Below are 21,767 nucleotides of genomic sequence, written 5' to 3'. Positions count from 1 at the left end.
CGCGGTCAGTTAAGAGGGTACGGCAATGACCGCGATGTTCATTCACTACATGGCGCCGATCATGTTCGTGTCGCTGGTGGTGTTTCTGCTGCTGGGCTATCCGGTGGCGTTTTCGCTCGCGGCGAACGGCCTGATCTTCGCCTTCATCGGCATCGAACTCGGACTGTTCCGTCCGGACTTTTTGCAGGCGCTGCCCGAACGGGTCTACGGCGTGATGAATAACGACACGCTGCTGGCCATTCCATTCTTCACCTTCATGGGGCTGGTGCTGGAGAGATCTGGCATGGCAGAGGACCTGCTGGAAACCATCGGCCAGTTATTCGGCTCGGTGCGCGGCGGCATCGCCTATGCGGTGGTGTTCGTCGGCGCGCTGCTGGCCGCCACCACCGGCGTGGTCGCGGCCTCGGTGATCTCGATGGGCCTGATCTCGCTGCCGATCATGCTGCGCTACGGCTATGACCGGCGCATCGCTTCGGGCGTGATCGCGGCCTCCGGCACCCTCGCCCAGATCATCCCGCCCTCGCTGGTGCTGATCGTGATGGCCGACCAGCTCGGCCGCTCGGTGGGCGACATGTATGAAGGCGCCTTCATCCCCGGCATCGTGCTGGCGCTGCTCTACGCCAGCTACATCTTCCTGATGACGATCATCGCACCGAAGTCGGTGCCCGGCCTGCCGCTGGAAGCCCAGACCCTGCGCGAGCCGGAGACCGCGCGCAGCCCGCTGATCCTGCCGCTCGCCGCGCTCACCGCCGCCGCGGCGTCCTATCTGCTCGTGGTGCATCTGCGGTTGTTCGACTGGACGGCACCGTTCTTTGCCACGGTTGGCGCCAGCGAACTGGTGATGCACGGCATCTGGTTCTTCCTGGTGCTCGGCATCATGACCAAGCCGTTCGTCGGCGCGATCCGGATGATGACGATTTCGCTGTTCCTGGTGCTAGCGGCGGCGACCGCGCTCGCGATCGTGGTGATGTCCTACACCGAGGTGAAGTCAGGCGCCGACTATGTGGTGCTGACCATGTCGGTGACGGTGGCGCTGTGCTTTGGCGCCGCGGTGATCAACCGGGTGCTGAAGCTCAAGCTGCTGTCGAAGCTTGCCGAGCAGGTGGTGTTCGTGATGGTGCCGCCGCTCGGCCTGATCTTCCTGGTGCTCGGCACCATCTTCATCGGCGTCGCTACGCCGACCGAAGGCGGCGCGATGGGTGCGGCCGGCGCCATGCTGCTGGCGCTGATGAAACGGCGCCTGACCTTTGGCCTGACCAAGCAGGCGGTCGAGTCGACCGCCAAGCTCGCGGCGTTCGTGATCTTCATCCTGATCGGCGCCCGGGTGTTCTCGCTGACCTTCTATGGCGTCAACGGCCATCGCTGGGTCGAAGAACTGCTGGTGTCGATGCCCGGCGGCCAGCTCGGCTTCCTTTTGTTCGTCAACGCCTTCGTGTTCATCCTGGCGTTCTTCCTCGACTTCTTCGAGCTGGCATTCATCGTGATCCCGCTGCTCGGCCCGGCGGCCGAAAAGCTCGGCATCGACCTCGTCTGGTTCGGCATCATGCTCGCGGTCAACATGCAGACCTCGTTCATGCATCCGCCATTCGGCTTTGCGCTGTTCTTCCTGAGATCGGTGGCACCCAAAGTGCCCTATATCGACCGGATCAGCGGCAAAACCATGGAACCAGTGACCACCGGGCAGATCTATTGGGGCGCGGTGCCGTTCGTGATCATCCAGCTGGTCATGGTGGCGCTGGTGATCGCATTCCCGTCGATGGTGATGCACTACAAGGGCACGGCGACAATTGTTGACCCCTCCAAGGTCAATATCGACGTCCCGCAGATCGAGATGCCGCCGCTGGATTTTGGTCCGCCGAAATTCTGACGGGTACGTCGAGGCGCGCTCTACCTCATTGCGAGCGAAGCGAAGCAATCCAGATCAGTGCACAAACATGGATTGCTTCGTCGCTTCGCTCCTCGCGATGACGGCAGTTTGAAACCAAGCCGCAGACAATAAAAAGCCCGGCCTTCGCATGAAGGCCGGGCTTTGTTTTAGATATCATACCATCGGGTTGTACCAATGACCGTCATACCCGCGCTTGTCGCGGGTATCCACGTCTTGAAATCGTATCAAGATCAAAGGCGTGGATGGCCGGGACGAGCCCGGCCATGACGTGCGGATAGGTTGGTATCAATCGCCGTTGCTATCAGCTCGATCAGCCGCGGGTGCGCGAGCGGATCTGGAAGCTGTCATAGGTGTATTCGGCAACCTGCCACCACAGATACTGGTCGGAGCGATAGGCCTGCATCGCTTCGATCGACTTCTTGAACTCGGCGTTCTTCTCCGAAATCTCGCTCCACAGCTGGTTGGTGGCCTTCAAGCAGGCGTCGAGAATTTCATTCGAGAATGGACGCAGCTGGGTGCCGCTCGCCACCAGACGCTTCAACGCCGGCGGGTTCTGCATGTCATAGCGCGCCTGCATCCAGCTATTGGTGGCCTGCGCCGCGTTCATCAGCACCGACTGGTAACTCTTGGGCAGCGAGTTGAACTTTTCCAGATTGGTGAAGGCGTGCACGGTCGGGCCACCTTCCCAGAAGCCCGGATAGTAGTAGTACTTCGCCACTTTCTGGAAGCCGAGCTTCTCGTCGTCATAGGGGCCAACCCACTCGGCGGCGTCGATGGTGCCCTTTTCCAGCGCCGGATAGACGTCGCCGCCGGCGATCTGCTGCGGCACCACGCCGACCTTCTGCAGCACCTGGCCGGCAATGCCGCCGATCCGCATCTTCAGGCCGGACATGTCGGCCACGGTCTTGATCTCCTTGCGGAACCAGCCGCCCATCTGAACGCCGGTGTTGCCGCACGGAAAACCGATCACGCCGTACTTCTTGAAAAACTCGTTGGCGAGTTCATTACCACCGCCCTGATACAGCCAGGAATTCTGCTGCCTCGCGTTGAGGCCGAACGGCACCGCCGCAAACACCGCAAAGGTCGGGTCCTTGCCGACGTAATAATAGGAGACGGTGTGGCTCATCTCCACGGTGCCGTTCGAGGTAGCGTCAAGCGCCTGCAGGCCGGGAACGATTTCACCGGCTGCGAATACCTGGATCTGGAACTTGTTGTCGGTCATCTCGGCGACCTGCTTGGCGAGGTATTCGCCGCCGCCATAGATGGTGTCGAGCGACTTCGGGAAGCTCGAGGCCAGTCGCCACTTCACTTCCGGCGACGATTGCGCGATTGCCGGAGACGCCACCGCGGCCACTGCGGCGCCGGTTGCAGACACTTTCAAAAAGTCACGACGTTTCATCGAGCCATCTCCTTGTTTCCGGCGTTCCCGGGCTTCCCCTACGCTGCACTGATCGGCAGACTCAATCACTTGCGCCGATCGAGCGGCGTTTGGTGTGTACCATGGAAGAACGGCCGCAGAAAACGCGGCAATCGATCCACGTGTAACCATACAACCAAAGTCGAAGCTAGTCTTGCAACCGCTTAAAGCGCTTTGGAGCGAAGTTGATTTCAGTACACGTTGGGAGAGCGCGGCGGAAACAGCCGCAGCGGGCGCGGTTCTGCTTGGCTTCGAACCGCGCCGACGCCATCAGGGCCGCAACTGATCGAGCAGCTGCACGGCAATGGCGCGATAGGCCATGGCGTGCACGCCTTGCGGATCGCTGACCATCACCGGCGTGCCGGCGTCCGAGGTGGCGCGAATGTCCATATGCAGCGGGATTTCGCCGAGGAACGGCACGCCGAGCCGCTCGGCTTCATCGCGCGCGCCGCCATGGCCGAAGATGTCGGAGCGGGTTCCGCAATGCGGGCATTGGAAATAGCTCATGTTCTCGACAATGCCGAGCACCGGGACCTCGACCTTGGTGAACATCGCAAGGCCGCGCCGCGCGTCGATCAGCGCCAGGTCCTGCGGCGTCGAGACGATCACCGCGCCGCGCAGCGGAACGTTTTGTGCCAGCGTCAGCTGGGCATCGCCGGTGCCGGGCGGCATATCGACCACCAGCACGTCAAGCTCGCCCCAATCGACATCGCGCAGCATCTGCGTGATCGCCGACACCACCATCGGCGCGCGCCACACCACCGGGCTGTCCGGATCGATCAGGAAGCCGATCGACATCACCGCCAGGCCAAACTTTGCCAGCGGCACCATGCGGCGATTGTCATCGAGCTCCGGCCGTGCGCTGGTGCCGATCAGCTTCGGAACCGACGGGCCGTAAATATCGGCGTCGAGCAGCCCGACCCGCAGGCCGAGTTCGCGCAGGCCGAGCGCCAGATTGATCGCCGTGGTGGACTTGCCGACGCCGCCCTTGCCGGACGCGACCGCAATCACCGCGTTCACGCCGGGAATAGCAGCCTGACGCGACATCGGCGACGGCGCGCCCGCGCCGGGCGAGCGATGGCTGCTGGCCGGCGCAATGCCGGAACGGGGCGCCGGCGCGGCGCCGGCTGCACGCTCAGCGGTCAGCGCCACCATCACCGCGGCAACGCCGGGCACGGCCCGCACCGCGGCCTCCGCCTGCGCGCGCACCGGCTCCCAGGCTTTGACTTCGCCGGCGTCGACATTGATCGCGAAATAGACCTTGTCCTTGACGATGGTGATCGCCGACAGCACGCCGGCATTGGTGAGCGCGCCGCGCGGCGACGGCACCTTGGACAGGCTTTCGAGAATTTGCTGTTGCGTTACGCTCACGATGTTCTCCTGCAAGCACCACAGACAGACCAGCTCGCGACGCATACGGGATCACTGGTCAGAACCGCGCCACTCGGCCGCGGTTCGGCTGGCAAGAGGACCTTGCCGTCGATCTGGCCGGGTTTATGCTGTCGCGCCCAGCTCCGCAACGGGCTCGCAGCCGTTGCGGCCGCGAACTGCAACACGGCCTCCCCTCGCCCTCATTTCAGGATCGATCGCATGGCGAAAGTCGCTTTTCTGGGTCTCGGCGTCATGGGTTTTCCCATGGCTGGCCATCTCGTCGTCAAGGGCGGCCACGAGGTCACGGTGTACAACCGCACCGCGGCAAAGGCGCAGGCTTGGGCGGACAAGTTCGGCGGCCGGACCGCGCCGACGCCGCGCGAGGCCGCGGCCGGTCAGGATTTTGTGATGGCCTGCGTCGGCAATGACGACGATCTGCGCGCGGTCACGATCGGCGCCGATGGCGCGTTTGCCGCGATGTCGCCGGATGCGATCTTTGTCGATCACACCACCGCCTCGGCCGAGGTCGCGCGTGAACTCGACGCCGAGGCGCGCCGGCGCGGCTTCCACTTCGTCGACGCCCCGGTGTCGGGCGGTCAGGCCGGCGCCGAAAACGGCGTGCTGACCGTGATGTGCGGCGGCGACGAGGCGGCCTATGCGCGCGCCGAAGCGATGATCGCCAGCTATGCGCGGATGTGCAAACGGCTCGGCCCGGCCGGTGCCGGCCAGCTCACCAAAATGGTCAACCAGATCTGTATCGCCGGGCTGGTGGAAGGGCTGTCGGAAGCCATCCACTTTGCCAAGAAGGCCGGGCTCGACGTCAATTCGGTGATCGAGACGATCTCCAAGGGCGCGGCGCAGTCCTGGCAGATGGAGAACCGCCACAAAACCATGGCGGAAGGCCGCTTCGATTTCGGCTTCGCGGTCGAATGGATGCGCAAGGACCTGGCGATCTGCATCGCCGAAGCGCGCCGTAACGGCGCCAGCCTGCCGGTCACCAGCCTGGTCGATGCCTTTTACGCCGAGGTCGAGGCGATGGGCGGCACGCGCTGGGATACCTCCAGCCTGATCGCGCGGCTGGAGCGCTGACCGATACCGGCCTGCGCAACGCCTGCGGGTGTTGGCCGCGCTCATCTTTAGGCAGTTGTTAACCGGAATGGCGTCCCTTCTAAGGCGTCCTTAACGATTTCTGACTGAAACTGCCAAAAGCTCGCGCGCGTCTGCGCAGGAATTGTATTGGTTGATGAGCACCTCCGCGGACAGGCCAGAAGTCGTTCAAATCCCGGCTGAAACTCCGGCCGCGTCACCGGCGCGCACCCGGCGCGCCGCGGCGCAGCGCGTCCGCGAGGCCCGCGATCGGCTGACTTCGACCAGTGGCACGCGGCCGGCTTTCGACCACGAGTTGCTGCGCCAATACGCCCAGACAAGACAATCGGCATCGCTGGTGGTGCTGCTGCTGGTGCTCGGCACCGGCCTGCTGTTCGCGATCTGGATGCAGCCGATGGCCGCCGCGATGTGGACCTGCGGCATGATCTGCATCCACACGGTGATCATCCGCAACTGCAACCGCTTTTTGGCCGAGCCGCAATCGCCGCAAGCCACCCGCCGCTGGCGCCACCGGTTCGTGCTGCTCGATCTGCTCTATGGCGTGTGCTGGACCCCGGTGCTGCTCAATCCGCCCGGCGCCGACATGGTGTCGAACACGCTGCTGATGTTCTTGATGCTGCTGGTGGTGGCGCTCTCGACCATGCTGTCGGCCAGCCTGCCGATCGCGGCGCTCGCGGCCACCGTGCCGGTCACCTTCGCGATCGCCATCAATTTCATGCTGACCAACACGCTCGACACCTATGTTCTCGGGCTGCTGACCCTGGCGGCGGAAGGCTATTTTGCACTTTTGGCGCGGCGGCTGCATTCGACAACGCTGGCAACGCTGGAGGCGCGCGCCGAGAAGGACGCGCTGTTTGGCGAGCTCGAACAGGCCAAGGCGATTTCCGACGAAGCGCGCTACCGCGCCGAGGCGGCCAATGTCGCAAAATCGCGTTTTCTGGCGCAGATGAGTCATGAGCTGCGCACCCCGCTCAACGCCATCCTCGGCTTTTCCGAAGTGATGAAGAGCGAGATTTTCGGGCCGCATGCGGTGCCGGTGTACAAGGATTACTCCGCCGACATCCATAATTCCGGCGTGCACCTCCTTAACCTGATCAACGAAATCCTCGATCTGTCGCGCATCGAGGCCGGCCGCTACGAACTCAATGAAGAAGCGGTGTCGCTGGTCAATGTGGTCGCCGATTGCCATCATTTGCTGAAACTGCGCGCCTCAAGCCGCGGCATCACCATTCATGAGGTGTTCGAGCAGGGCATGCCGCGCATCTGGGGCGATGAGCGCGCCGTGCGCCAGGTCGTGCTCAATCTTTTGTCGAACTCGATCAAGTTCACGCCGCAGGGCGGCGAGATCTGGCTCAAGGTCGGCTGGACCGCTTCGGGCGGCCAGTATCTCAGCGTCAAGGACACCGGCTCCGGCATCGCCGAGGAGGAAATCCCGGTGGTGCTGGCCTCGTTCGGCCAGGGCTCGAACTCGATCAAATCGGCCGAACAGGGCGCCGGCCTCGGCCTGCCGATCGCGAAAAGCCTGATCGACATGCATGGCGGCACTTTTACGCTGAAATCCAAGCTGCGGATCGGCACCGAAGTGATCGTCACCTTCCCGCCCGAGCGGGTGATGGCGGCGCTGGCGCCGCTCACCGAGGATTCGCCGTCGCTGCAACCGGCGGCACCGGAACCACCATTGTCCGACGACAAGCGCCGGGCACGGCACAAACCGATCATGAGCGCGGGCACCGGCCTATAAGTCCGGTTCGCGACCGGGGATCGCATGAGCGTCGACGTGAGAAAGGACCTGACACAGCATTGCCGCAGCTGGCGCACGCACCGCCAGCGCTGCGCCTGTGCGCCCTGCCCGCGCCAGGCGGCTAGCGCGACGGAGGCGGGACGGTGATGGTCCGCTTTCTGCTGGTGCTGCTGATGCTGGTCGCCACCGCGGGCGCGGTGGTGGCGTATGGCGACCCGGAACGGCTCGCCACCGCCAGCGACGTGGTCAGCTCGATGCTGCACCAGAAGGCCAAGCCGCGGCCGCGGGTGGTGCGGATCGATCGCGCCGACGACGGCGAGTTCTCGCTGAAAGCAAAGATCAACGGCATCGCCGCGCCGATGGTGATCGACACCGGCGCGACTTCGGTGGTGCTGAGCTATGAGACCGCCAAGGCAGTCGGGTTGCCGCTCGAGCTGCTGAGCTTTGATGTCGATCTGGAAACCGCCAATGGCCGCACGCGCGCCGCGCGGCTGTCGCTCGACCGGCTGGCGATCGGCAAGCTGGTGGAGTGCTCAGTGCCGGCGCTGGTGGTGCCGCGCGGTCAGATCAAGACCAATTTGCTCGGCATGAGCTTTCTGAACCGGCTGGAAAAGTGGGAAGTGCGCGCCGATCATCTGGTGCTGCAAGGCTACCCGTAACAGCGACTACGCCGCCACCGGATCGGCGTGATCTGCGACCAGCGCCACCGCCTCGCGCAGCACCTCAATGCCGGCTTCCGGCTTGACGCCCTGCTCGGCCAGCCGGCGGCGGAACGCCCGCGCGCCCGGCACCGCCTGAAACGCCCCGACCAGATGGCGGGTGATGGCGTGCAGCCGCAGGCCGCGCGCCAATTGCGCGGCGATATAGGGCTCGAGCGCCGCCAGCGCCGCCTTCATGTTGGGATGCGGCGCCGCCTCGCCGAACAGCTCCGGATCAACCGCAAGCAGCCGCCACGGCTCCTGATAGGCCGCGCGCCCCAGCATCACGCCATCGACATGGGCAAGATGCGCCTTGGCTTCGGCAATGCTGGTGATGCCGCCATTGATCACGATCGGCAGGTTGGGCAGCGCCGCTTTCAGCCGATAGACCCGGTCGTAATCGAGCGGCGGGATATCGCGGTTCTGCTTGGGCGACAGGCCCTGCAGCCAGGCTTTGCGGGCGTGCACGATCAAGGCATCGACCCCGGCCGCCACCGTGGCCTGCGCCAGCCGGTCGAGCGCCTGTTCGGGGTCCTGGTCGTCGATGCCGATCCGGCATTTCACCGTGACCGGCACGCTGACCGCCTGCTTCATCGCCGCCACGCAATCGGCGACCAGCTCGGGCTCGGCCATCAGGCAGGCGCCGAACCGGCCGTCCTGCACCCGATCGGACGGGCAGCCGACATTGAGATTGATCTCGTCATAGCCGTACTGCTCGCCGATCCGCGCCGAGCTGGCGAGATCGCGCGGATCGGAACCACCGAGCTGCAACGCCACCGGATGCTCGCTGACATCAAAGCCCAGCAGCCGGTCGCGGTCGCCATGGATCACCGCGCCGGTGGTGATCATCTCGGTGTAGAGCAGCGCGCGCCGGCTGAGTAGCCGGTGAAAGACGCGGCACCGGCTATCAGTCCAGTCGATCATCGGCGCGACGGCAAAGCGACGGATCATTGATTTTGCTGAGTTTTCAGAGAAATCAGGCATTTAGACGGTATCCTTAGGCGACTTTAACAAGTCCTGCTTTCCATATTTGGAAGCGTAACTTGCCATTTCCGGTCATTTCCCCCCTTATTCAGTACATTGTACCGAGCTTGGGCGGCTGTACCAAATACCTGGGATGGCATGTACCAAGCCAAATTAGGGGCTTGTACCAGATGGGGAGCATTCTCAATCGGCCACGGGCGGACGGCTCAATGGCATACCTAGCCAAAATCGCAATCATGAAGGACGGGAAGGCGTTCAGGCAGAGCCGCACCTTCGACCGAAGGCAGGCGGCGGCGGAATGGATCGCTAAGCGCGAGAAGGAATTGGCAAAGCCCGGCGCGCTTGCCGCGGCCGCCTTGACTGAGGGCCGGCTCACCGACGCGATCGAGCGGTATATTTCGACCAGCGTCAAAAAGATCGGCCGCACCAAGATCGCGACCCTTCGCGTGATCCAAAAGCACCGCATCGCGAAAATGCAATGTCGAGATATCGACAGCGCCGTGATCGTGGAATATGCGCAGGAACTGCTCACGACCGGCAGCCGGCAGCCGCAGACAGTTGGCAATTACCTGTCCCACCTCCAATCGGTGTTCGCCATCGCCCGCCCGGCCTGGAAATTCGAGCTTGATCCTCAAGCGATGGTGGACGCCATCAAGGTTCTTAAGCGTCTTGGCGCCATCAGCCGCTCGCGCGAGCGCGACCGGCGCCCCACCCTGGATGAGCTCGACGTGTTGATGCGCTACTTCGTCAAGTGCTCCGAGCGGCTGCCAGATAAAGCCCCCATGCACAAAATCGTCCCTTTCGCGCTTTTCTCAACGCGACGGCTGGACGAGATCGCCCGCGCGAAATGGGAGGACCTCGACGTAGAGGGAAGCCGGATGTTGGTGCGGGACATGAAAAACCCAGGCGAAAAGATCGGCAACGATACGTGGTGCGACCTGCCTCCCGAGGCGCTGCGGATCGCCCTGTCCATGCCGCGGACCTCCGAGTACATCTTCGCCCCGGTCAACAAGGTCCAATCCCGTTCGATCAGCGCGGCATTCACGCGGGCAGGCATCTTTACCGGCGTCAACAACATCGACATGCCTGACGAGCAGCGCCTGCACTTCCACGACCTCCGGCACGAAGGCATCTCCCGGCTTTTCGAGCTGGGGAGGAATATCCCGCAAGCTGCCGCCGTCTCGGGACATCGATCATGGACCTCGCTCAAGCGTTACGCCCATATTCGGCAGACCGGCGACAAATGGGCCGGCTGGAAATGGCTTGACATCGTATGCACGCCAGATCGGGAGAAGGTTTCGCCTTTGGCAGCATCGCGTCCCAGGCTGCGAGCGGTATGATGCCGGCGCAACTGATAGGAGACCAAAATGCTCTCAGGCGAACAGATCGAGGCGTGGATCGTCGGGCTCGTCATCGGCTTCGCCATCTTCGGCGTCTATTTCCTCCCGACCATTGTTGCGGCGCGGCGCGGCGCGGAACGCACCAGCGCAATCGCCGCGCTGAACATCCTCGTCGGCTGGACATTCCTTGGATGGGTGGCGGCGTTCGTGTGGGCGCTGGCGGACCGGACAGCGCCGAAAGCGCAAGCCTGATGCGGCCGGGCGTTACCCGGCAGGCCGTGCCGCCCGGCTTCCGGCTACTTCTGTGCAAAAAATGCACTTAATACCCGGCAATTGATACCAATCACCGTGCACGCCATGGCCGGGCCAGCCCCGGCCATCCGCGTCTTTGATCTCGCGGCGATCGCCAGCGCTGGAACAGCGCCCTGGCATTGGAGTTTTCAGAGGGCCAAAAAATCTCCCGCAATATCGCCGAGAGCTATTTACAAAATTATCGCTCTAAGCAATATTTAGGGCATGAAATCGATTGCCTACACAGCCACCGCCGCCCGCGCCCTGCTACGCCATGCCAACAAGGCCAAGCTGATCCGCGGCAAGATTGAACAATATGCGGCAGACCCCGCCTCGCAGGCCCGCAACGTCAAATCATTGACCGGCAGGAACGTTAGCCGGCTGCGGGTTCAGAATTACCGAGTGCTGTTCAACGAGACGGCAGACGCGATCACAGTGCTCGACATTGGCCCGCGCGGCGAGATTTACGACTGACCGACTGACCGACTTACGACTAAGGAGACAACATGCCCGTAATGACGAAAGCGCCAAACGGCGACGAAATTGTGATCCTTGCCCGCAAGGAATATGACGAGCTGATCGCTGCTGCGGCCGTCGAGGACGCGGCCGACATCGCGACTGCCAGCCGACTGATGGCGCGCATCAGCAGCGGGGAAGAAAAGCTCCTCACCAGCGCGGAGATGGACGAGCTGCTGGCGGCAAAATCACCGCTGGCGTTCTACCGCAAGCGGGCCGGCCTGACCCAAGCCGCGCTGGCGCAGCGCGCCGACCTCGCCCAAGGCTATGTTTCGGAGATCGAGGCCGGCCGCAAGAGCGGCGACATCCAGACCATGCGAAAGATCGCATACGTTCTCGGCGTGCAAATCGATGACCTCGTTGTCGCCGATGCCCCTGTTTGCAGCCGCGCGAAGCGCAAGGCAGCGCAATAGCGGCGACGCCACCGATGATCGACGGCGACCCCAACGAGGCATACGAAATTGACCCCGAGCGCGACGCAGCGTTGCAGCCCCCGCTTTGGGTCGTCCGCTGTAATGGCATCAAGGTCCGCTGGTTCGCCGCCCATAACCAGGCCGAGCGTTATATTGCGGACCCCGAATTGCGGGCCAAGATCAGGCGGGAAGAGAAGCCGCTGCATTTGGGAGGTAGGGGGCTATGACCGACACCCCGCGCGACGGCGAACTCGTAGAGGTCGAGTATAAAGGCCGCTGGCTCCCGGCCAAATTCGCCGCCGCCGATAGCATCGCTGCATCAGACGGCGGCGACGAGGTTTGGTGGCTCGACCATTTTTTGGTCCTTAGCGATGATCCGTCAGAGCCGCTAACCATCCCCGAAGACACACAATCCGGCAGCCCTTTGCCGCGATGGCGCCCGCAGCGACATTGAGGCCGATGGGGGAGCTAAAACGCAAAAAAGGCCCCCAGGACACCCGGCGCTATGGCCGGGGCCTGGGGGCCAGATTTGTGGGGGCAATCTCCCGGCCGCAGGTCGGGGGAGGCATTGATGATGGCGGGCGGCCGCCAATCCGCAGGTCACGGATGTCCCGTTCAGCCGCGTCAATCCGCGTCTCAAGGACTTTGATCTCGCCGCGCATGTCGGCCTGGGTGATCAGGATTTGCCCGATCTGTTTGATCTCGGTCTGAATTCCGGTGATGTCGGCGCGGGTTGATTTTTTGAGCTCCGCAAACTCTGCCTTGAGAAAGGTAACCGTGACACGTAGCGCAGCGATCGTCCCGCCAACGCTCGATACAGCCAACAGCAGCTCGAACCAGCCCTTCAAGGCGGATTGGTCAACGTCCACTGCCATCCCCTCCCGCGATCGCCCGGCAGCGGGCGCGGAGCGTCCCATAGTCAGCGATCAGCCGGGCAGCCCGCGAGCCGTGCGGCATGGCCCGCACCTCTCGCGCAGCAGCCTGCTGATCTCGCTTCGAGTAGACCGCCAGCGGCGGACAGCGAATGGCCGGCGCAGGGGCCGCCTCCGCGGCCCCGCACCACATGATGAGCAGCCCCACGCAGATCATCTCAGAACTCTCCGTTTTCGAGATCGTCGGCGGCCTTAGCTACCGACTTTTCAGCGACCGCGGCGGATCGCCGTTCTGCGTCCGCCGCGGCTTTTTGATCTGCGGCTCGCTGCTCTGCGCGCCCGGCCGCCTTCAATTCCTCGTCTCGGCGCGCGTCCGCGGCAAATCGCGCGAGGAAATCAGCGACGAGCCGCAACAGAGCAGTCAGCCACAGCGGCATGGCTTAGGACGCCTTGCCGCCGGTCACATTCCAATCCTTGCCGAACAGCAAACCGACACCAGCGACAATGGCGCCGAAATCAGCGAACAGCTCGTTGCCAGTGAACGTGCCGTTCGCGACGTTCGTGGCGATGTGGCCTGCGCCGAGCAGAATGGCGCCGATGCCGGCGACGGTCGTTTTCCAGTTCGTGAACATAGGTCTCTCCTTTGACTGCCCGGCAGCCGGCCGGGCGCACGGGAAGCCGTCAGGCTTCGTTGATCGACGCGCCGGCCGTCGAGACGACGGGCAGCGTGTCGAAGCCGATGCGGGTCGGCAGCGGGTGCTTCGCAGGCCACCAGAAGCCGCGGTCGAGCCGATCGCGCGGGAAGCCGCGGATGCTCACGGCATCGCCCTGGTTGCCGCCCAAGCCCGCGATGAGGCCGGCGCTGGTCTTCCCAGCAACGACGGTGATGTGCCCCCCGCCGGGGCGCTTCATCGGCGCGAAGGCGCCGAGCGCTGGACCCGACAGCCGGACCGCCGGCCACTTGCCTGCGAAGTCCAGCGCCCAAAGCGTTTCGGTGCCTTTGAGATCGCACTTGGTCAGGATGTGGTTCGCGAACAGCGCGCACCACGGCGTCGCGTCGTGCTTGTAGTTTGCGGCGATGTCGCCGCCCTCCTCCTCGGCCCAATCGATGATTGCGGGATTGTCTTTGCTGCCGGCGCCTTCTTTCGTACCGAGCAGCGACAGCCCATAGATCAGCCAGGGAGGGCGCCCGCCCGCCGCGGGCTTCACAACCTGCGGCGTCGTCGGGGTTGACGCGTTCTCGTCATCGATCGATCGCGCAGTGACCGGGCCAACGATGCCGTCAGGCTTGAGCCCATGCTTCAGTTGATAGTCGGTCACGGCGATGTCGGTGAGATTGCCGAAATAGCCGGTACCCGTGAGCCCGTAGCCCCGGAGCGCGAGCCGCTTTTGCAGGATTTTGACGGCAATGCCGCTGTCCCCAAGCGACAAAGCCCCATCCGCGGCGACGAGCGCCGAAATACTGCCGACCACGGGCGCCCCTGATCGGCTGGCAGTTGCATTAGGCTGGTCCACCAATTTGGTTCTCCGCTTGCGCAAAGCAAAAGGGCCGCCCGATGGGGCGGCCCTTTTCGCTCTGCTGGTTGTGATGGTGGCGGCTTAGTCTTTGCCGCGGTTGTCTTTGCCGGCCTCGCCGGCTGGGGCTTTGATGTCGAGGCGCGTCGTGAAGCCGGAGCTGCGGGATAGCTCGTGCTGCACTTTGTCAATCTTGTAGAGGCCATCGACGCCGGGGCGCGCCCCAACCAATGCGAAAGCCCCCTCGGGCTGTGCAGTAATGTCGCCATCAATGGTGGCTGTGCCGCCGCCCTTGTTGCGCTCACTTTCCTTCGCAGCGCTGTCGGCGTGCCCTTTCGCTTCGTCGGCATTGGCGCTCGTCCAGCGCATCGTCTGCTCGGCCTCGGCATCCATGTCGTTGACTTCGACCTTTTCCTCCCGCCACTTCGCCGCCTTGGTGTCGTACCAGCGGACGCGAATGCGATTGTAGCGGGGCCTCCCCACGATCGGCGACACGTCCCAATCGATCAGGTTTCCGCCGCGCCGGCCGATGACGGTCGGGAGCGCGATGCCGGACGCCGAGATGCCGCCGTTGCGCGCGGCCAAGATCGCCGTCTTCCCGACGACCTTAAACGTGCCGCCGATCTCCTCTGACAACCGATGCCCAAAATGCAAAAAGCTCTCGGCGCTCATGGCCCAATAAGGGCGCTCGATCTTGCCGAGCTTGGGATCAACGATCGCGGTGAGGCCGGCAAGCCGGGCAGCATCTTGGAACACCGCCGAAAGCGGCTTCTTGTCCCAATGCTTCTCGACCGATTGCTTGACCTTGGATTTGGTGTCGGCGCCCTTGGCGCTAATCACCATCCGCATCCCGCCGCCCCTGTCACCGACTGAGCGCGCATCGCTGACGGTCCCATGGAATACGGGGGCGATGCCGCGATATCGCCAGCCCAACCAGATCGCGATATCGGCGCTCTTATCCGGGAAGGCAATTTGTGCCCCGATGTCATCGAGCTCAATTTCGGCGGCGTCGCTTGTTGTGCCGGCTTGATCCGTCACCGACAGCCTGTGGAGGATCGGGAAGACCTTCTCGCTGATATCAAGCCCACCAACCACGATGCGGTAGAGCGATTGGTCGGCCATACTAACCCCACAGGCGAATAACTTTGACGGTCTGCGGCTGATCACTAACCACTGGCATCTTAAACGTTGTGCCCACCGGCAGTATTGGCGACACGGCCGCCAGCCCAGGGTTGATGGCGAACACCTGCTCAGCGAGCCCCGGCATCCGGCGGCGATAACGCCGCCAGATCATCCGCGAGACGGTCATGCCTTCCGATTTGACGGTGACGTCTTCCGTGGTCATAGCAACCTCATCAGCGCTGCGACGTATCCCTGCGCTCCGGGCGCGTCGGCCCGCTTCATGGACACGTCAACGTCAATGATCTGCCCGACGCCGGCAGGGTCTAGATACGTCGATTTTTCGCGGACCTGCACAAGGCAGAACCAGCCGAGCGGCACTCCATCGCCGCGGATCAGGATGTGCGGAACGCCTGACGCTCTAATCGCGTCGAGCACCGCCAGAGATGACATGCCGCCGAATTTTGCCGGAAACAGCCGAGCGCTGATGTTGAATTCTTCGGGGCCATCACCGACGAATTCCAGCGGCGGCCGGCGGCCGATCACCTGCTTTTCGACAAACCCTGCCTCTGTCGCGCGGTCTGTCGTTTGCGGGTTGAGCGGATAGACCTCGAAGGCCACCGGCCCGAACGCCATCAATGTCATCGTGCCGCCCCCTTGTCGTAATCGGAGTGTGCGCCGTAATAGCCGGCCGTCCGGCGCGCTTCGGCAGAGCCGCCGGCAGCGCCTGCCGGCGCGGGGGCGAACTGCGGTGCGATCTTCGGGCTCGCCGTGAAGCTCAGCGTCCCGACCATCGCCTGGACGCGCGCGCGGATCAGCGCCTCCGCGCGATCCAGCTCGCTATTGATCGCCTGGGTGAAGCTTGCCCCGACGTTCTGCCCGATCGCCGCGGCGCGGCCTTCCTGCCCGGTCAGCCCCTGGATAGGATTTGCGCCGCCCTCCCAAACGCTGGCCGAGCCATCGGGGCGCGCGCCGCCTTTCAGCGCCGGGTGCTCAGTGTTCGGCACAACGTTGCCGTTGCCGTCGCGCTTATAGAAGGGCACCTCGCCGCCGTTTGCCTCCCCGGTCATGCCGAAGTACCAGCCCAGCGGGCCGAGCAGCCGCATAAGCCAGCGGCCGACACCAGCACCAGCCGCCGCCTCGCCAATTGCAATCTCGCCGCCGGCAGCGCCGCCAAATAGGCTCTTTGCGATCCCGGCCGCTTTGCTGGCCGCATAGGCCGCGGCAGCAGCACCGCCGGCAAGCAGCCCGCCCCCTACCGCAGCCGCCTGTTCTGGCTTCGCCGACAGATACGAACTGATGCTGTTGATCACCCCAGCCAATCGTTCAAGATTGGTTGCGGCCACCCCCATGATCGGATCACCAACGACCGATGCGAAGTTGCGCATCGACGCCATGAACCCCTCCCACGCGACGAACGGGTCCTTGGCCGGCAGCTCCTTTGCCGCTTTCAGACCAGGGGCGCCCTCATAGGCTTTCTCCTTGTCCTGATATTGCTGGCGCTGAGTGATCATTTTGGTGAACAAGTCAGCGACGATCTGGTTGCTGAAAATCTTGTTCAACACTTTAGCCACCTCGATCGGATCGTCAGTATTCACCCCGCGCTTTTGTAGCGCCGGGATCAGCTTCTCAAGCGAGTACCGGAAGGGGTCGGACATGATCAATTGCTGATCCTTCCACCCCTTCGCATCGCGCAGCCCATACCGTTCCTGCTCAGCCTTCGCCCGCTTAGTCGCCCGATCGCCGATCACCTGGGCGAGCGTGGAGCCCAGCGCGGTACCGAAGCGCATCGGCGTCATGTCGCCCATCAGGCCCGGTGCGATTGCCATCAAGAACCGCTCGGAAAGGCCGGGGCCGGCAGACTTCGACATCTTCGCGACCTCGAACAGCGAGCCCATGTTCAACTCGGCGCCTTCCCAGCCGAGCGCGCGAATATATGCGTCGTAATACCGCGCGATCTGCGCCGGGTCCTGGTTCTTGCCGAGCGTGTCCAGCGCTCGGAAAAACCGCTGGTTCTCCTCGACAGCCTGCTCTTTGCCCTTGAGCGATTGCAGAACAACCAAGCCCTTCGCAATCGTTTCGGACAGGTCCATGGCCTTGCCGAAATCGCGCATGGACGTTCCGGCCTCGCGCAGTTGCGCGTGCATGGTCGCCATATCCACCGACGAGTACTTGCCGGAAAGCTGCAACGCCCGAGCGGCAAGCGCTGCACTAACTTGCGGATCAACACCCGCCAGATAGTCCCGCGCGCCCTCGCGCATGTTGGTCGATGCGTTGCGGGCAGCATTCCGCCCGACCCGCCCGAGCCCATAGACGCCGCCCGACGCCGCGAAAGCGGCGCCGGCCAACTTCGTCGCCTTCGCGATCGATGTCCCGGTGCTGTCCGCCTCGCGGCGAACGGAGCGCAGATGCGACAGCATGTTGCGCTGCCATTCGGACATCGCGCCGAGCTGCACGCTGGCTTTGAGCGGTGTCGGGCCGGTCAAAGCCCGCTGCAACTTCTCCCATTCCGCGCGGACCTTCGCGAGCTGGGCCGGCGCGAGCTTGAGCTTATCAAGCTCGGCCTGGAAGGACGAACCCCAGCCCCGAATGCCGTTCGATTGCTTGCCGATACCCTGCAACGCCTTTTCGACGCCACCGAGGTTCTTGGCTGCATTGGCTGCCGGTCCGCTCAGCCGGTCAACGAGTTGGAGGATCAGTTGGGCGGTTTGGCTCGCCATGGTCAGCAGTCCTTTGTGCCGATCAGCTCGCTCGCGTCCTGATACCACGCGAGTAGTTCAAGCCAATCCATAGCCATAAGCGCCGGGATCGGCGTATGCAGCGCGCGGGCGACTACCGCGACGAACCATCGCCAGTCTGCGGGAGCGAGGCGCCGGCCTCCCGCAGTGCGCGGGGCAAAAAATCCATCACCGCCGCATCAACGCGTTCGCCGTCGTCCGCATCGAGATGCGGCAGCAGCTCGTGCGGGCAATCGTACATCGGCAGTTTCGCCTTGCCGCCCTGCTCGTGAACCGCCGCCATGAAGTCAGCGACCTGCGCCGTGGTCATGCGACTGACCGTCACCTGATCGTAACGCTTCCCATCGTATTCGACGGGGAATTCCAGCGGGATCGAGCGCGAGCGCGGCTTGTCGGAGACGTACCGAACCGCAGCCACGTCGGCGTCAGGCTGCGGCATCATCGAAACTTCGGTCATTGCCATGCCCCTTAGATAGAGCCAGGGATGCGCAGGATCGCGTTCTCGGCGGCGAACTGGCTGACACCATCCACTTCCCAGACGTTCGTGAAGAAGTCGAACATGAACTTCCGCTTGTCCTGAAACCAAAGCTCATAGTGCAACACTTCATTCAGCGCGTAGTCGTGGCCTTGAAGTTCCCCGCGCTTGAAAGCCTCCGGGTCGATCTTGCCGAGCCGGGCCTCAATGATCGCCTTGCTCTCAAGCGCAACGCCTGCGCGCTTGTCCCGGATCACGCCGTATGCCGTGTACACTTTGCGCACACGCGACCCGAGGCCGAACTGCGACAGCAGGTCCGGGTCCCACCCCGCGAGCTTGAACGTCGGCGTCAGCTTACTGAGGACGTTCATGCCAAGCTCGACACCTGCCCGGCCGCCGCCGGGCAGGTGATCAACGAACTTCTCCTCAAGCATCGGCAGCTTGAGTTCAGCAATGGTGAGATGCTTGGACTTGGTCGGGTCTTCGTCGCCGCAAAACAAGTTCACGGCTTCCATGAGATACATCGTGGACACTGTAGTCTCCGATTAGTTCGAAAGATGATTTGCAGCGCTATGCAGCAAGCTCAAGCTGGGTCAGCAGGTCATCGAGCATCGCGTTCAGCGCTTCGCGGTAGCGCGCCGACTGGATCGTCAGATGACGGAAGACCGGCGGCTCCTCGGCCGCGAAGCGGACGCAGAACCGCCCCTTTCGGATATTCTCCGGCGAGTTCTTGTCCTTCGTGAACCCGACCGTGTAACCGAGAATATGCTCGTCGGCTTTCAGGTCGCGAAGCGCGAACGACATCGTGTTGAGAACCGATTGGATGGCGTGTCCGGTGATGTTGAAGCGCCCGAGATAGTACCGCAGGGTGCGCAGGAACATCAGGTGGATGAAATCGCGCCCGCGAACCTGATTGTAGAATTGCCACAACGTATCTGCCGAGCAGGTATCGGTGCCGATGAACACGAACCCGCTGTCAGAAATTGCCGTATCGACGCCCATCTCGCCGCGCACGATCACCCCGCCGTTCATAGCGAGGATTTCTTGGCCCTCGGTCGCCCCGTCAGTCAGCGAGTAATCGATCGGACGGTTCGGCCCAGCAATGCCCTGGACCGGCTGGTTAGCCCACGAGTGAAACGGGAAGCCGCCTTTCTCGAAATCGCGGCGAACCGCAACGCCGAGGATGCGCCCAGACGCCGGCCGCACGCTGGTGGTGCCGTCTGCATTGCCTGCTTTGACCGCAGTTTCGATCGGGATCAACCGCTCGCTCTGCATGGTTTCCCGCCAGTTGGTGAAGCCCTGCAACGAATTGGCCGGGCCATCGACAGCGGCGACGGCCATCAGCTTCGCCAACACACCCGGCAGCGAGGCGCAGATAAGGTTCGCCTCATTGACTGCCGTCTGATGGCCGGTCAGCCCCGGGCACGCGATAAGCCGCGGGATCACGCCGAGCGCGGGGCCGGCCTTGAGCAGCCCGTACATGCCGCTCCCTTCGGCTTGCGTGCCAACAGCGCTGCCGATGTTCTCGTTGATCTTTGTCGCGGGATCAGCGGAAGTGGACGCCGGGGTGCGCACAAGGACGACGCGCGCCGCCCGTTGGAAGTCGGCGAGCTGGTCGTTGATCCCGCGCACAGCATCGGCAACATCATTGCTGCCAAGCGCGTTCAGCACCGATGTGTCGTCCGAGTTGAACGTGATGGCGCGGTTGATCGGGATGCCATCCTGGGCATCGGCCATCGGCCCGAACAGGCCAACGACAGACATATCGGCGGTCACCGCCGGGCGCGGCTCATTGTCGTCGCGCAAGAAGCTAATACCGAACGTGGGCTCGGTCATCTGGGGGGCTCCTACTCCATAAAAAAAGGCCGCCCATCAGGCGGCCCAGGTTCGGTCCACGTCGGAACGGATGTCCCGGCGTGCAGTTAGTTTGCGGCGTCTACAGCGCCGCCGCTTGCTGGAAGAAGGCGTCGATCTGCGCCGCCGATTGGCCGTGCGCCGCGCCGATGATCTCGACCAGAGGATGGTCGCGGCGAAATTCCGCGCCGCCAGCGAGCAACATGCGCGCCGTGAAACGCTCTTGCTCGGCGAGCGCATCGACGGCCGCGCCAAGCGGCGCCGGGATCACGCCGGCCATGGCCGCAAGGGCTTCGGCTTCGGTGATGTATTGCGACCGCGCCAGTGCCTCATAGAACTGACGGCGCGAAAGCGGGACGATGGGACGCGGCAACGCCGGGTCAACATCTGGTGGGTCTGCAAATTCGCGCGTTCGCGGCTTGATTGAATAGCCGGCGCCAGACCAGCCCGGTTCTGCCCCAAATACAACGTCAGCACTGCCCGGGATTTCGATCCGCGCCGGGATCACCTCCCACCACCCGATCTCCGTGTGATCAGCATCACGGATCAGAGCAAAGCCATCCTTCGTCATCACTAACCCCAATCGATATAACAGCGGCCGTACCCGCCACCAGCCCCGGACGCCCCGGCGATATAACCAGAGCCACCGGGACCGCCGACGCCTGGGGCGCCGAGTTCAACAAGGCACGACAGCAGCGCCGCGATTTCGCCCCAATAGTACGTCTTCGAGCAATAGCCTCCGTTGCCGCCTGTTCCGCCTGTCCCGCCGACAACGGAGCCCCAAACCCCGCCTGCACCGCCGCCACCACCGAGCGCGCCACCGCCACTGGTGTTGGTGTCCCCACCAACACCAGTTCCGACGCCAGAAGTCGTTCCGTTAGCTCCGCGCGGAGCGGATGGGATTGCCCATTGGCCGCCCGTTCCATAACCGCCGCCAGTGGCATATGGCCCGCCATTGAAGCGGGCAATGCCGGCGCTCGTACCAGCACCGCCGCTCGTGCACCCGGCGCCGATCCCGCCGCCGCCGCCACCGCCAGCGCCAGGCCCCCACAACTGAACTCGAAACCAACTAAAGAACTGAGGCGTGCTGATATTCCACGTTCCGGACTTCCAGCCACTGTCCCAGTTGCCGCTCGACGCGGTGCCGGTCGTTACAGACCACGTCGAACTTCGTCCGCCAATCGTGACCGTGGCGGATGCCTGCGTCGCCCAGGCGTTTGGTGTGGTAAGCTTGAGTTCAATTGTCTCGCCCGGGGCGATATAGGTGACAAGCGACGTCCATGCGCCGCCATTGATCCGCACCTGACCGCCAACCACGGCCACCTCGGCCGGCGTATCGTATCCGATAGGCGCTATCGCGCCGCTCATCACCGTCGCCGACTTCGGCGCGTTCACAACATTCGCGAACGAAAACGGCGCCGGCATAGA

26 protein-coding genes are annotated in these 21,767 nt (G+C 63.6%); 10 read left to right on the top strand and 16 right to left on the bottom strand.

The features are described 5' to 3' along the window. Positions 1–25 precede the first annotated feature (25 nt). Positions 26–1,867, top strand: coding sequence for a TRAP transporter large permease (locus BJ122_RS03135; RefSeq protein WP_110779701.1), 1,842 nt, complete (start codon positions 26–28; stop codon positions 1,865–1,867). 331 nt (positions 1,868–2,198) lie between these two features. Here the strand turns inward: BJ122_RS03135 and BJ122_RS03130 are convergent, their stop codons facing one another. Both BJ122_RS03130 and BJ122_RS03125 read right to left on the bottom strand, forming a co-directional pair. Then, positions 2,199–3,287, bottom strand: coding sequence for a TRAP transporter substrate-binding protein (locus tag BJ122_RS03130; RefSeq protein WP_110779700.1), 1,089 nt, complete (start codon positions 3,285–3,287; stop codon positions 2,199–2,201). Between the two features lie 288 nt (positions 3,288–3,575). Beyond that, positions 3,576–4,676, bottom strand: coding sequence for an Mrp/NBP35 family ATP-binding protein (locus BJ122_RS03125; protein WP_110779772.1), 1,101 nt, complete (start codon positions 4,674–4,676; stop codon positions 3,576–3,578). A gap of 219 nt (positions 4,677–4,895) precedes the next feature. Between BJ122_RS03125 and BJ122_RS03120 the strand changes: the two genes are divergently transcribed. From BJ122_RS03120 to BJ122_RS03110, 3 genes are all read left to right on the top strand, one after another. Beyond that, the gene (locus BJ122_RS03120) at positions 4,896–5,765 is read left to right on the top strand and encodes an NAD(P)-dependent oxidoreductase (protein WP_110779699.1); all 870 of its coding nucleotides are present in this window, start codon (positions 4,896–4,898) and stop codon (positions 5,763–5,765) included. Between the two features lie 154 nt (positions 5,766–5,919). Then, the gene (locus BJ122_RS03115; protein WP_110779698.1) at positions 5,920–7,524 is read left to right on the top strand and encodes a sensor histidine kinase; all 1,605 of its coding nucleotides are present in this window, start codon (positions 5,920–5,922) and stop codon (positions 7,522–7,524) included. A gap of 146 nt (positions 7,525–7,670) precedes the next feature. Next, positions 7,671–8,183: a TIGR02281 family clan AA aspartic protease gene (locus BJ122_RS03110; protein ID WP_110779697.1), complete on the top strand. Its 513-nt coding sequence runs from the start codon at positions 7,671–7,673 to the stop codon at positions 8,181–8,183. 6 nt (positions 8,184–8,189) lie between these two features. Here BJ122_RS03110 and dusA read toward each other — a convergent pair whose 3' ends face one another. Continuing rightward, complete coding sequence (gene dusA, locus BJ122_RS03105; RefSeq protein WP_110779696.1) at positions 8,190–9,206, bottom strand: tRNA dihydrouridine(20/20a) synthase DusA; 1,017 nt, start codon at positions 9,204–9,206, stop codon at positions 8,190–8,192. Positions 9,207–9,376: 170 nt separating this feature from the next. On the opposite strand from dusA, the gene BJ122_RS03100 reads away from it, so the two are divergent. The 6 genes from BJ122_RS03100 (at position 9,377) to BJ122_RS03075 (ending at position 12,220) form a co-directional block, all read left to right on the top strand. Continuing rightward, positions 9,377–10,546 (top strand): site-specific integrase, encoded by a 1,170-nt coding sequence (locus tag BJ122_RS03100; RefSeq protein ID WP_110779771.1) that lies wholly within the window; start codon positions 9,377–9,379, stop codon positions 10,544–10,546. Positions 10,547–10,573: 27 nt separating this feature from the next. Beyond that, positions 10,574–10,798, top strand: coding sequence for a superinfection immunity protein (locus BJ122_RS03095; RefSeq protein WP_110779695.1), 225 nt, complete (start codon positions 10,574–10,576; stop codon positions 10,796–10,798). 264 nt (positions 10,799–11,062) lie between these two features. Then, a complete protein-coding gene (locus tag BJ122_RS03090) occupies positions 11,063–11,311 on the top strand; it encodes a type II toxin-antitoxin system RelE family toxin (RefSeq protein WP_110779694.1) in 249 nt (82 codons plus the stop codon). Positions 11,312–11,352: 41 nt separating this feature from the next. Beyond that, a complete protein-coding gene (locus BJ122_RS03085; protein ID WP_210205426.1) occupies positions 11,353–11,766 on the top strand; it encodes a helix-turn-helix transcriptional regulator in 414 nt (137 codons plus the stop codon). Between the two features lie 14 nt (positions 11,767–11,780). Further along, a complete protein-coding gene (locus BJ122_RS03080) occupies positions 11,781–11,993 on the top strand; it encodes a hypothetical protein (protein WP_110779692.1) in 213 nt (70 codons plus the stop codon). After that, the gene (locus BJ122_RS03075; protein ID WP_110779691.1) at positions 11,990–12,220 is read left to right on the top strand and encodes a hypothetical protein; all 231 of its coding nucleotides are present in this window, start codon (positions 11,990–11,992) and stop codon (positions 12,218–12,220) included. The genes BJ122_RS03080 and BJ122_RS03075 overlap by 4 nt, the downstream gene beginning before the upstream one ends. Positions 12,221–12,269: 49 nt before the next feature. On the opposite strand, the gene BJ122_RS03070 is transcribed toward BJ122_RS03075, so the two are convergent. The 13 genes from BJ122_RS03070 to BJ122_RS18940 form a co-directional block, all read right to left on the bottom strand. Next, positions 12,270–12,635: a hypothetical protein gene (locus BJ122_RS03070; protein ID WP_210205425.1), complete on the bottom strand. Its 366-nt coding sequence runs from the start codon at positions 12,633–12,635 to the stop codon at positions 12,270–12,272. Between the two features lie 221 nt (positions 12,636–12,856). Further along, positions 12,857–13,075, bottom strand: a complete 219-nt coding sequence (locus BJ122_RS03060) for a hypothetical protein (RefSeq protein ID WP_110779688.1) — start codon at positions 13,073–13,075, stop codon at positions 12,857–12,859. 3 nt (positions 13,076–13,078) lie between these two features. Beyond that, complete coding sequence (locus BJ122_RS03055; RefSeq protein WP_110779687.1) at positions 13,079–13,270, bottom strand: hypothetical protein; 192 nt, start codon at positions 13,268–13,270, stop codon at positions 13,079–13,081. 49 nt (positions 13,271–13,319) lie between these two features. Further along, the gene (locus BJ122_RS03050; RefSeq protein ID WP_146227148.1) at positions 13,320–14,111 is read right to left on the bottom strand and encodes an NlpC/P60 family protein; all 792 of its coding nucleotides are present in this window, start codon (positions 14,109–14,111) and stop codon (positions 13,320–13,322) included. A gap of 126 nt (positions 14,112–14,237) precedes the next feature. Then, positions 14,238–15,275 carry a phage late control D family protein gene (locus BJ122_RS03045; protein ID WP_110779685.1) on the bottom strand — a complete coding sequence of 346 codons (1,038 nt, stop codon included), beginning with the start codon at positions 15,273–15,275 and terminating at the stop codon, positions 14,238–14,240. A 1-nt stretch (position 15,276) separates the two neighbouring features. Beyond that, positions 15,277–15,498 (bottom strand): tail protein X, encoded by a 222-nt coding sequence (locus BJ122_RS03040; protein WP_110779684.1) that lies wholly within the window; start codon positions 15,496–15,498, stop codon positions 15,277–15,279. Then, entirely contained in the window at positions 15,495–15,917 is a 423-nt protein-coding gene (locus BJ122_RS03035) for a phage tail protein (RefSeq protein WP_110779683.1), read from the bottom strand. Before BJ122_RS03035 ends, BJ122_RS03040 begins: the two co-directional genes overlap by 4 nt. Further along, complete coding sequence (locus tag BJ122_RS03030) at positions 15,914–17,992, bottom strand: hypothetical protein (RefSeq protein ID WP_110779682.1); 2,079 nt, start codon at positions 17,990–17,992, stop codon at positions 15,914–15,916. Before BJ122_RS03030 ends, BJ122_RS03035 begins: the two co-directional genes overlap by 4 nt. Positions 17,993–18,104: 112 nt before the next feature. After that, a complete protein-coding gene (locus BJ122_RS03025) occupies positions 18,105–18,467 on the bottom strand; it encodes a phage tail assembly protein (protein WP_146227147.1) in 363 nt (120 codons plus the stop codon). A gap of 11 nt (positions 18,468–18,478) precedes the next feature. After that, positions 18,479–19,009: a phage major tail tube protein gene (locus tag BJ122_RS03020; protein WP_245407596.1), complete on the bottom strand. Its 531-nt coding sequence runs from the start codon at positions 19,007–19,009 to the stop codon at positions 18,479–18,481. A gap of 46 nt (positions 19,010–19,055) precedes the next feature. Beyond that, on the bottom strand, positions 19,056–20,321 hold the full coding sequence (locus BJ122_RS03015; RefSeq protein ID WP_110779679.1) for a phage tail sheath protein: 1,266 nt from the start codon (positions 20,319–20,321) through the stop codon (positions 19,056–19,058). A gap of 100 nt (positions 20,322–20,421) precedes the next feature. Then, complete coding sequence (locus tag BJ122_RS03010; protein ID WP_110779678.1) at positions 20,422–20,910, bottom strand: hypothetical protein; 489 nt, start codon at positions 20,908–20,910, stop codon at positions 20,422–20,424. Positions 20,911–20,912: 2 nt separating this feature from the next. Next, a complete protein-coding gene (locus tag BJ122_RS18940) occupies positions 20,913–21,764 on the bottom strand; it encodes a hypothetical protein (RefSeq protein WP_146227146.1) in 852 nt (283 codons plus the stop codon). Positions 21,765–21,767: the final 3 nt, after the last annotated feature.

Origin of the sequence: Rhodopseudomonas faecalis (genome assembly GCF_003217325.1) — a bacterium.
GTDB classification, from domain to species: Bacteria; Pseudomonadota; Alphaproteobacteria; order Rhizobiales; family Xanthobacteraceae; genus Rhodopseudomonas; species Rhodopseudomonas faecalis.
Note: the sequence above shows the minus strand (reverse complement) of the source record. Positions and strands in the feature narration are given on the sequence as shown.